The sequence below is a fragment of the Streptomyces anatolicus genome (assembly GCF_019400875.1).
Taxonomy (GTDB): Bacteria; Actinomycetota; Actinomycetes; order Streptomycetales; family Streptomycetaceae; genus Streptomyces; species Streptomyces anatolicus.
In genome coordinates this window covers 1-10,438 of the sequence record NZ_WMBF01000213.1, presented here as the reverse complement: position 1 = coordinate 10,438, position 10,438 = coordinate 1, and the positions used below count along the sequence as shown (strand labels likewise).

7 protein-coding genes are annotated in these 10,438 nt (G+C 72.5%); 2 read left to right on the top strand and 5 right to left on the bottom strand.

Annotation, left to right across the window (positions count from 1 at the left end):
- Positions 1-1,094: ArnT family glycosyltransferase (locus GKQ77_RS19240; RefSeq protein ID WP_219690155.1), on the bottom strand; the 1,094-nt coding region annotated here is incomplete at its 3' end.
- Positions 1,095-1,245: 151 nt separating this feature from the next.
- On the bottom strand, positions 1,246-5,064 hold the full coding sequence (locus GKQ77_RS19235; protein ID WP_308117715.1) for an nSTAND1 domain-containing NTPase: 3,819 nt from the start codon (positions 5,062-5,064) through the stop codon (positions 1,246-1,248).
- 239 nt (positions 5,065-5,303) lie between these two features.
- Between GKQ77_RS19235 and ppk2 the strand changes: the two genes are divergently transcribed.
- Positions 5,304-6,287, top strand: coding sequence for a polyphosphate kinase 2 (gene ppk2, locus GKQ77_RS19230; RefSeq protein WP_219690154.1), 984 nt, complete (start codon positions 5,304-5,306; stop codon positions 6,285-6,287).
- A gap of 40 nt (positions 6,288-6,327) precedes the next feature.
- Here ppk2 and GKQ77_RS19225 read toward each other — a convergent pair whose 3' ends face one another.
- Positions 6,328-7,065, bottom strand: coding sequence for a TetR/AcrR family transcriptional regulator (locus GKQ77_RS19225; protein WP_219690153.1), 738 nt, complete (start codon positions 7,063-7,065; stop codon positions 6,328-6,330).
- A 181-nt stretch (positions 7,066-7,246) separates the two neighbouring features.
- Here GKQ77_RS19225 and GKQ77_RS19220 point away from each other — a divergent pair, with 181 nt between their 5' ends.
- A complete protein-coding gene (locus GKQ77_RS19220) occupies positions 7,247-9,472 on the top strand; it encodes an MMPL family transporter (RefSeq protein WP_219690152.1) in 2,226 nt (741 codons plus the stop codon).
- Positions 9,473-9,504: 32 nt separating this feature from the next.
- Here the strand turns inward: GKQ77_RS19220 and GKQ77_RS19215 are convergent, their stop codons facing one another.
- Both GKQ77_RS19215 and GKQ77_RS19210 read right to left on the bottom strand, forming a co-directional pair.
- Positions 9,505-9,894 carry a VOC family protein gene (locus GKQ77_RS19215; RefSeq protein WP_219690151.1) on the bottom strand — a complete coding sequence of 130 codons (390 nt, stop codon included), beginning with the start codon at positions 9,892-9,894 and terminating at the stop codon, positions 9,505-9,507.
- Positions 9,895-9,991: 97 nt separating this feature from the next.
- Positions 9,992-10,438 (bottom strand): peptidoglycan-binding domain-containing protein (locus GKQ77_RS19210; RefSeq protein WP_219690150.1); only part of this gene is annotated, 447 nt, incomplete at its 5' end.

Genomic DNA, 10,438 nt, shown 5'->3' with positions numbered 1-10,438 from the left:
GCGCCGGACGGTGCGGCCGTCGACGGCTGCCGTCCGGCGCCTCCCTTCTCGGCGCCCCCCTTCTCCTGGCCGCTCCCGGGCTGCCCCGGCCCACTGCTCGCGGGCGGGGCCGTCGGCGCGCTCCGTGCACCGTCCTTGTCGCCGCCTCCGTCGCCGCCTCCGTCGCCGTGACCGGACGCGGAAGCTCCGTGCGCGGCGCCGGACGTGACCGCTCCCCCATCGATCAGCCCGGCGTGCAGGCGGTTGAGGCCGTTGTAACCGAAGACCATCGCGAAGGCGCTGTTGTTGGTCGAACCGTCCACGTAGGGACGGCTGTCCGCCGGTGTGAAGGTGAGCAGGGCCACCCACGACAGCGACACCGAGAAGAGCACCACACCCGCCGCCGCCAGCCGTCCGAGGCGCTGCTTCATGCGCGCCGGAGCCGCCACCAGGTAACCGACGAAGAAGGCGGGGACCACGATCCAGGCCTCCATCATCTTCATCTGGAAGCCGATGCCGATCCACAGGGCGCTCAGCAGCAGCGGCCTGAGCCGGGCCGTGCCGACCGCCTTCTGGTACTGATCGGCGGCGAGCACCAGGCACATGGTGAGCGAGCCGTCCAGAATCGCGTGGCCGAACATCGAGGCCACCACAGGCGTGACCGTCAGCAGCCCGGCGGCGAGCAGACCGGCGGCAGGCCCCTGCCAGCGGCGAACCAGCCGGTACATCACCAGCACGGAGATCACGCCCATGACGCACTGCGGCAGGGTCAGGGCCCAGTCGTGGAAGCCGAAGATGCGTGCGGAGAGGGCCTGCGGCCACAGGAAGCCGCCGATCTTGTCCAGGGTGAGGGTCGCCGAGGGATCGACAGTGGTGAACAGGAACGCCTTCCAGCTCTCGGACATGCTGCGCGCGGCCAGGGAGTAGTACGGGGCGAACCCGCTACTGGTGATGTTCCAGGCGTAGAGCAGCGCCGCGAGCGCGGCGATCGCGAGGAGCCCCGGCCGGGCCCAGCGCGGCTGGTCCGGCGGCGAGCGCCAGAACCGCCCGCGATGCGGCGGCGTCGGGGCAGCCGAGGGCGCGGTCGCACTGGAGGTGCTGGTCAGGGACGCCATAGTCGCTGCTGCCTCCTTGTTCCCGTACACGGCCGCCAAGTGGTCGACGTATCGCTTCTACCGGTCCTCGGTTGTCCGGCGCCGGGGACCTGGCGCCGGACAACAAGCGCCGGACAACGCTCCGGGGCCCGGGCCGCTCCTGTCGGCCGTCTCAGCGCGTGCAGGCCCGGCGCGGTGACTGCTGGTAGGGGTCGTGCAGATACCGGGCGCGCTCCTCGGGGCTGAGGTCCCTGCGCAGGGACCGGCAGATCCTGCTGATCGCCTCGTCGGCGCTGAGGAGCACGTCCCACAGCCGCAGCGCGCCGTCGTCGCCGCCGCTGGCGACGGTGCGGCCGTCCGGGCTGAACGCCACCGCCCGGACCGGGTCCGCGTGTCCGGGCAGCACGGCCTTCTGCAGGCGGGTGGAGGCGTCCCACAGCCGCACCACCCCGTCACGGCCGCTGCTGGCGACCGTGCGGCCGTCGGGGCTGAACGCCACCGCCTGTGCGCCGCGCCGGACCCCGGTCAGCTCGCCCCGGGCGCGTCCTGTCGCCGCGTCCCACAGCCGCACGATGCCGTCGTCGCTGCCACCGGCGACGGTGTTCCCGGCAGGGGCGAACGACACCGACCGCAGCGGGGACTTGGCTCCGCCGCGCACGCCGGGGACGCCACGCGCTGCGCGTACCCCCCGGGCCTTGCCGGTGGCCGTGTCCCACAGGCGCAGCGTGCCGTCCAGCCCCCCGCTGGCAAGGGTGCGCCCGTCGGGACTGAACGCGACCGACGCCACAGCCCGCTGATGGCCCGTCAGCACCTTGCGCCGCTCACCGGTCGCCGCGTCCCACAGCCGTACGGTCCCCTCACTTCCCCCACTGGCGACCGTACGGCCATCCGGGCTGAACGCCACTGACTGCACACCTTTCTGATGCTCCCTCAGTACGTGCCGTCGCTCACCCGTGGCCGTGTCCCACAGCCGTACGGTCCCCTCGCTTCCCGCGCTGACAACCGTGCCGCCGTCCGGGCTGAACGCCACCGACCGCACGGCCCCCTCGTGCCCGTCGAGCGTGGTGCGCACCCTGCCGGTCACCGCGTCACGCAGCCGTACCGTCCCGTCGTCCCCGGCACCGGCGACCCTGCGGCCGTCCGGGCTGAAGGCCACCGCGTTCACCGCGCCCCGGGAGCCGGTCACCGTGATGCGCGCCTTGCCGGTGGCCACGGCCCACAGCCGTACGGTCCCGTCGCGGCCGCCGCCGACCACCGTGCTGCCGTCCTGGCTGAACGCCACGGACCGCACACCGCCGCCCTGCCCGCTGAGCACGGCCCGCCGCTCCCCGGCCGCCGCGTCCCACAGCCGTACGGTCCCGTCGCGGCCGCCGCTGACGACCATGCGGCCGTCGGGGCTGAACGCCACGGACTCGGCGTCACGGCCGTGTTCGCTCAGCGTCACCCGGTCCTCGCCGGTCCTCCGGTTCCACAGTTTCACCGCACCGTCGCTTCCGCCGGTGGCGACGGTGCGGCCGTCCGGACTGAACGCCACCGCGTTGACGGCCCCCTTGTGCCCGTCCAGCGTGGTGTGCGTCCTGCCGGTGCGCGGGTTCCACAGCCGTACGGTCCCGTCCTCGCCCCCACCGGCGAGCGTGTCACCGTCGGGGCTGAACGCCACTGCCCGTACGCCACCCTGATGTCCCGTCAGCGGCCGCAGATACTCGCCGCTCGCCATGTTCCACAGCCGTACCGTGCCGTTGCGCCCCCCGCTCGCCACCATGCGGCCGTCCGGGCTGAACGCGACCGACCGCACCATGCCCCGGTGTTCCGTCAGCACGGCTCGCTGCTCGCCGGTCCGCGTGTCCCACAGCCGTACGGTCCCGTCGTGACCGCCGCTCGCCACTGTGCGGCCGTCGGGGCTCAGCGCCACCGAGTTCACCGGCCCCTTGTGTCCCTCGAGTGTGGCGCGCGCCCGCTCGGTCGCCGTGTTCCACAGCCGTACGGTCCCGTCGTGACCGCCGCTCGCCACCGTGCGGCCGTCCCTGCTGATGGCCACCGAACCCACTGCGCCCTTGTGGCCGGTGAGTCGCTGCTGGAGAGGGCGTGAGGCCGCGGCCAGGAGGCTGGTGGTGGCCTCGGCGGTGGGGCGGATCCGGTAGGCGTAGACGGCCAGGAGCGAGGCCAGGTCGGACTCGTCGGCGAGGAGGATCGACGCCTGCGCCGCGAGCTGGCGGGAGAGGGCGCTGCGCTGTTCGGCGACGGCCTCGCGCCGGTGGCTCTCGCTGGTCCGGTACTGGTCCCAGGCGATCAGGCCCGACACGAGGGCGATGACGAGCAGCACGGAGAGGGTGACGGTGAGCCGGCGCAGGCGCCGGGTGGTGCGGGCCGCGGCGCGCCGCTCGCGGTCGCGGGCCGCGGTGCTCGCGGCCAGGAAGTCCCGTTCCAGCGCGGTCAGGGTGCTGTCGGGCGCGGTGACGTGCTCCTCGGCCGCCGCCAGCCGCGTGCCCCGGTAGAGCGCGCCCGGGTCCCGGCCCTCGCGGTCCCAGTCGGCGGCCGCCTCGCCGAGCCGCTGGTGCAGCAGCAGCCCCGCCCGGTCCTCGTCGATCCAGTGCCGCAGCCGTGGCCAGGCGTGCAGCAGCGCCTCGTGGGTCAGTTCGACGGTGTCGGTGTCCAGGGTGATCAGCCGGGCGCGGGCCAGCGCGTCGACGACCGCCTCGACGCCGGTCCGGTCCTCGCTCAGGGAGTCCAGGTCGGCGCGGGCCAGGCGGCGTCTGGTGGCGTCCGCGTCCTCGCCGATCGCCACCAGGCGCAGCAGGACCGTGCGGGCCAGGTGCCGCTGCTCGTCGGTGAGCCCGGCGTAAACCGCCTCCGCGGTCTGGGCGAGGGCGTGCCGGATGCCGCCCGCGGCCTCGTATCCGGCCAGGGTGAGGGTGCTGCCCCGGCGGCGGCGCCAGGTCTCGCGCAGCGCGTGGGAGACCAGCGGCAGCACCGTGGCCCTGCCGGTGGCGTCGGCGATCACGCGGGCGAGGAGCGCTCCCTCCACGGTGCAGTCGGCGCGGGCGGCGGGCCTGCTGATCGCGCGGCGCAGCTCGTCGGTGGTCATCGGCCCGACGAGCAACTGGGAGTCGCGCAGGGCCTCGACGAGGTCGGGGTGCTGGGCGCAGCGCGCGTAGAAATCGGCCCGCACGCCCAGGACGACGCGGGTGCGGCTGTTGGCGGCCTGGGCCGCGGTGAGCAGCGCGGCGATGAACCGGGTGCGTTCGGCTGGGTCGGCGCAGAGGGTGAACACCTCCTCGAACTGGTCGACCACCAGCAGGAGTTCGGCATCGGGCGCCGACCGCTCCGCCAGCGCCTTGAGCACGGTCAGGTGCAGGGCCCGGGGGTCCGCCGCCAGTTCCCCGCGCAGGGCGGTGACCGAGTCGCCGCTGAGGGCGGCCAGCCGGGCGGCGCACTCCTCCAGGGGGTGGGCGCCGGGCGCGAGAAGGATGGTGGTCCACCCTGGTGAGGGCCCTTCGTGGACGCGCGGCAGCAGACCGGCCCGCAGCAGCGAGGACTTCCCCGCCCCCGAGGCGCCGAAGACGGCGAGGAAGCGGCGGGCGCGGACCCGGTGGACCAGGTCGTCGGTCAGCTGCTCACGCCCGAAGAACCAGGCGGCGTCCTCCTGCTGGAACGCGGCGAGCCCCACGTAGGGCCCGCGCTGCTCGCGGTCCCCGGCGTCGGGTGCCTCCTCCTCGGCCGCGGCGGCGAGCCGGGCGCTGAGGGCGTGCCACCGGGCCTCCCACGCGGTCGCGTCCCCGCCGCAGGCCCGTACGTAGGCGAGCGTGACCGGCAGACTCGGCAGCCTGCGGCCGCCCGCCGCGTCGGCGAGCGTCGTCGACGAGTAGTGGGCGTCGCGCGCCAGCTGCCGGTAGGGCGGGCTGCCCGCCTTCTCCCGCATCTTCCGCAGATCGGCCGCGAACGCGGTCAGCTCGCCACCGTCGTCCTCCAGCGGACGTTCTCCGCGCGGCACAGCTACCACCCCCGGCCCGCCGTTGCTCTGCATGTCATTGTCCAAGCAGGTTGGCCGGACTCCAGCGACCGGATCCGGACAACCCGCTTCCGCCGCGACGAAGTCTCCCGGCGCCCCCGCGTCCCCGGCTCCGGTTGTGGCGGTTTCCGCGCGGTTGCTGCTTGATATGGGGGTACACAGATTTACTCGGGGCCGAGGCGACGGCGCGACGAGGCACTGGCGCGACGAGAGGAGACGATGTGGCATCGGACGAGGACGAGGCAGGGGCCGCGGCCGAGGCAGAGGCCGAGGGCGAGCGCCTGCTGGACGGGCTGCAGGTGGACGAGGCCCGGCCCGAGCGTCCGGTGCTGCTCGACAAAGAGGGCGAGCCGCTGCGGACGTGGCAGGAGAACTACCCCTACCGGGAGAAGCTGCGGCGCGGGGCCTATGAGCGCCGCAAGCGTTTCCTCCAGATCGAGCTGCTGAAGCTGCAGAAGACGGTCCGCGAGCAGGGGCAGCGCATCGTGATCGTCTGCGAGGGACGGGACGCGGCGGGCAAGGGCGGCACCATCAAGCGCTTCACCGAGCGTCTCAACCCGCGCGGCGCTCGCGTCGTGGCGCTGGACAAGCCCACGGAGCGTGAGGCGGGCCAGTGGTACTTCCAGCGGTATGTGGCGCAGCTCCCGTCGGCCGGGGAGATCGTCTTCTTCGACCGCTCCTGGTACAACCGCGCGGGTGTTGAGCCCGTGATGGGCTTCTGCACCCCGGAGCAGCACCGCCAGTTCCTCCAGCAGGCCCCGCTCTTCGAGAAGATGCTCACCGATGACGGGATCGTACTAATCAAGTTCTGGCTCTCCGTCTCCCAGGCGGAGCAGCGCACGCGTTTCGCGATCCGTCAGGTGGATCCCGTGCGGCAGTGGAAGCTCTCCCCCACCGACCTGGCCTCCCTCGACCTCTGGGACGCGTATACGAAGGCCAAGGTGGAGATGTTCCGGGCGACGGACACGGTCCATGCTCCGTGGTCGGTGATCAAGTTCAACGACAAGCGCCGGGGGCGTCTCGAGGCGATCAAGCACCTGCTGCTGCGCATGGACTACGAGGCGAAGGACAAGGAGGCCGTGGGCGAGGCTGACCCGCTCATCATCGGCCCGGCCGACACGCTCCTGGAAGCGGGCGAGGACCCCACGGACCTCTCCCCCAGCAGGATCGCCCACTACGAACAGGGGCCCGGCCAGCACCCGTGACGCGGCCCGGCCCACGTGCCGTGACGCGTTCCGGCCCACGTCACGGCACGTGGGCCGGAATCCGGCGGTGAACGTCCTCCAGCAGATTCCGCATGGCCGCGCGGAAGACCTCGCCCTGGTGGTCGCCGACGAACGAGGTGTGGCCGAAGACCTCCAGGACGACGAGGCCGTGCAGGTGCCCCCACGCGCTCAGGAGCAGCGCGGTCGCGGGCGGCGGCAGATCTCCGAGCCCGTCCTGGGGCAGCTGTTCCAGGTGTGCCCGGAGTGAGGGCGAGAGCGCGGGGGTGTCGGCCGAGGCGAGTTGCGCGGTAGTGAATCCGTCGAACATCTCGCGTACGAAGATCGCGCTCATCCGGCGCATCGCCCGGGTCGTCGGGCCGTCGGCGGGCGCCTCGTACTCGCGCAGCGGTGTGCCGTAGAGGAGCTGGAAGCGCTCGGGGTGGGCGATGGCCCACCGGCGGTAGCCCTCGGCCGCGATCACCAGGCGCGGCAGGTCCGTGCCGTCCGGCGCGGTGTCGACGGCCGTTCCCACGGCGTCGGCCAGGTCGTCGTACGCCTTGGTGACGAGCGCCGTGACGAGGGCGTCCCGGTTCGGGAAGTAGTGGTAGAGGGCCTGCACGGTCATTCCGAGGCTGCGGGCGACCGCGCGCAGGGACAGGGCCGCGGGCCCGTGTGCGGTGATGTGCTGCTCGGCGGCGTCCAGGATCTCCTGGGTGGCCGCGGCCCTTCGGCGCTGGCGCAGGGTGGGCCGGGCGGAGGCTTCTCGGTCGGCGAGCATGCGGCGACGGTACGACGGCAACGCCCGCACCGCCAGGGCAAGTTGCCTGCTGTGAAGAAAATCTGACACTGCCAAATCTTCTGTGTCCTCACTAGCGTCACTGGCGGCGGCGAAGTGTGCGACCCCCGTTTCTTCCCGCCTTTATCCGTAGGGAACGCGGGGACATCAAAGGAGAACGGGCGTGTTTGAACGCATAGCCGAACTGGCGATCCGCCGGTCCCGGCTGGTACTCGTCATCGCCGTCGTGGCCGTGGCCCTCATGGGCGCCTTGGGCGCCGGAGCGTTCGGGAAGTTGCTCGGCGGCGGTTTCGACGACCCGTCCTCCCAGTCCTCCCGGGCCAGGCAGGTCATCGACGACAGGTTCGGCGGGGAGACGAACCTGGTGCTGCTGGTCCGCGCGGCCGGGGGCCGCATCGACACCCCGGGCGCCGAGCGCAGCGGCCGGGCCCTGGTGGCCGAACTCAGAAAGGAGCAGGACCTCGACAACGTGGTCTCGTACTGGGACACGACCAGCCCCGACCTGCGCTCCAAGGACGGGCGCGAAGCCCTCGTACTCGCGCGGGTGAAGGGGCACGACACCGAGCAGCAGGAGAACGCCAAGGGCGTGATCGACGCCTACGCCGGAACCTACGGGGACACGCTCACGGTCAAGGCCGGAGGCAGCGCGGGCGTGAGCCACGAGATGGGCCCGCAGACCGGGAAGGACCTCGTCCTCGCGGAGTCCATCGCCGTACCGCTGGTCCTCCTGCTGCTCCTGGTCGTCTTCGGCACAGTCGTCGCCGCGCTGCTGCCGCTGGCCATCGCGCTCATCGCCATCGTCGGGGTGTTCGCGGAGCTGTACCTCGTCGGGAGCGTCACCGATGTGTCCATCTTCGCGATCAATCTGACGACCGCCCTCGGGCTCGGTCTCGGCGTCGACTACGCCTTGCTGATGATCAGCCGGTTCCGGGAGCAGCTGGCGGCGGGGGTGAGCGTGGAGGACGCCGTCCGCACGACCATGAGCACGGCGGGCCGTACGGTCGCGTTCTCCGCCGCGACCGTGGCGGCCGCGCTGGCGGCGCTCATGGTCTTCCCGCAGTACTTCCTGCGCTCGTTCGGCTACTCCGGTGTCGGTGTCGTCATCATCGCGGCCCTGGCCACCCTGCTCGTGATGCCAGCGCTGCTCAACGTGCTGGGGCACCGGGTCAACAGCGGGCGGATGCCGTGGGTGAAGGCGGGGCCTGCGGCGACCGGAACGTCCGTATGGGGGCGGCTCGCCCGTACCGTCATGCGGCGGCCCGCGTTCACCGCGCTGCCCGTGCTCGCGGTGCTCGTCGTGGCGGCGAGTCCCCTGCTCGGCATCACCTTCGGCACGGCGGACGAACGCGCGCTGCCCGAGGGCGCCGAGAGCCGCCAGGTGTCGGTGTCGCTGCGGGAGAACTTCCACGGCAACGACGCGGCGGCCCTGCGCGTGGTCATCGACGCGCCCGTGGACAAGGCACCGCTGGCGTCGTACGCGGCGACACTGTCCGGGCTCGACGGCGTCGCCCGCGTGGAGGCGGGCTCGGGCGTCTACGCCGAGGGGCAGGCCACGGCGGTGGGGCGCGGCAAACCTGCGCTCAGCCGTCCCGGCGCGCGGCAGCTCAACGTGGTGAGCACCCTGACACCGAAGTCGGACGCCGCCAAGGAACTGGTCGAGGAGGTCAGGTCGACCACCCCGCCCCCTGGGACGCACCCGCTGGTGGGCGGCGCCGACGCGGAACTGGTCGACTCCAACGCCTCCATCGGCGACAGGCTCCCCCTCGCCGTGGGCCTGATCGTGATCACCACCTTCCTGCTGCTCTTCCTGTTCACCGGCAGCGTCGTACAGCCGCTGCGCGCGCTGGCGCTCAACGCGATCAGCCTGGGGGCGACCCTCGGCGTCATGACCTGGATCTTCCAGGACGGCAACCTCTCCGGCGTGCTCGGCTTCACGCCGCAGCCGATGGAGACGTCGATGACCGTGCTGATGTTCTGTGTCGCCTTCGGCCTGTCGATGGATTACGAGGTGTTCGTCACCAGCCGCATCAAGGAACTCCACGAACTGGGCGAGGACGACGAGTCCGCCGTGGTCGACGGCCTCGGGCACACCGGACGCGTCGTCAGCGCGGCGGCCGCCCTGATCGCGGTGAGCTTCTTCGCGTTCGGGACGGCCGAGATCAGCTTCATGCAGCTCTTCGGCCTGGGCAGCGGGCTCGCCATCCTCATCGACGCCCTCGCCGTACGCGGTGTCCTCGTCCCCGCGGCGATGCGCCTGCTCGGCCGCTCCGCCTGGTACGCGCCCGGCTTCCTGCGTACGTTCCACGGCCGGTTCGGCCTCAGCGAGAGCGGGCCCGCGCCCGCGGCCGCGCCGGTCGAGCGGAACGGGAAGAAGCCGACGCGCGTCTGACTAGACGTCAAGGGCGGTGCCAGGGCGGGGCGTCAGGCGTCCTGCGGATACCAGCGCAGCTCCACGGTGTTGCCGTCCGGGTCCCGCACATAGAGGGAGAGCGCGGTGCCCCGGGCGCCGAAGCGCTCACCGGGGCCGTCCAGCACCTCGAAGACGCCGGAGTCGATGACCTCCTGCCAGTCGAGGGGCTCGACCGCCAGGCAGATGTGGTCGACGTTCGAACCCTCCGTCCGCCCCTCGGGCGCCTCGACGATGTCGATGATGGTGGTAGGGCTCACCCGCACGGAGGGGAAGGGCGCCTTGCCGGCCCGCCACTCCTCCACCCGCACCGGTTCCAGCCCCAACGCGCCGGTGTAGAAGGCGAGCGAGCGCTCGATGTCGGCGACGTTCAGGACGAGATGGTCGAAGGCGATCACGCGCATGGGTCTCTCCACAAGGTTCTGGCACCGGGCCACGGGGTTCTGGCGCCGGGGCGCCGCTGGTGTACGGCCCGGGGCCTGCCCCGTCCGCAGAGACACCCTACGGATGCAGCGCCGCCCAGGTGTTGGGGCCGACGAAGCCGTCGGCGGTCAGGCCCACGCTCTGCTGGAAGTTCTTGACCGCGGCCAGGGTGGCGTCGCCGAAGATCTTGTCGACGGTGACGCTCTTGTAGCCGTAGACCTTGTTCAGGACGCACTGGAGGTGCCCGACGGCGTCGCTCGCGTGACCCTTGCCCAGTTCCGGGTGGGTGCCGGTGTAGGGGCAGTAACGCCACTCCCCGTTGGTGCCCTGCTGGACGCGCACGCCGGTGCCGGCCGCGGCTGTTTCGCCGCCCTTCGCCTCCGCGGAAGGGCTGGCCCCGGCCAGCGCCACGGCGGGTCCTGCCAGCAGCGCACAGCCGAGCAGCGTGGCGGCGAGCGTACGGGTGGTGCTGCGGCGCCGGTCGGGTCGGTCGGGGCGGCTGGAGTGGTCGGGTCGGTGTGAGGT